Genomic DNA, 316 nt, shown 5'->3' with positions numbered 1-316 from the left:
CTTTCTAACTTAACCTAAAAGGTCATTTCTCTAATTGAATAGAGAGAAAACTAAAATGGCGATCACTCGGTTTTCTTCTTGGTTCTTCTTACTTACGATTATCTAGTTTTCAAGGAACAAAAAAGTCTTGAGAGAATTNCTCCCTCAAAACTAAACAAACAAGCTAGTCAACATCATCAGATCCGAAGATCTGAGTTCCGATTGCCTTTACGGCAATATCCTTAGAAAGGAGGTGATCCAGCCGCACCTTCCGATACGGCTACCTTGTTACGACTTCACCCCAATCATCTGTCCCACCTTAGGCGGCTGGCTCCAA

At 41.6% G+C, this 316-nt stretch carries 1 rRNA gene; it reads right to left on the bottom strand.

Annotation, left to right across the window (positions count from 1 at the left end):
* Window positions 1–225: 225 nt before the first annotated feature.
* Window positions 226–316 (bottom strand): 16S ribosomal RNA (locus ACNAZ4_RS23780); the annotation flags it as partial.

The organism is Mesobacillus thioparans (assembly GCF_965138835.1).
Taxonomy (GTDB): Bacteria; Bacillota; Bacilli; order Bacillales; family Cytobacillaceae; genus Mesobacillus; species Mesobacillus thioparans.
Note: the sequence above shows the minus strand (reverse complement) of the source record. Positions and strands in the feature narration are given on the sequence as shown.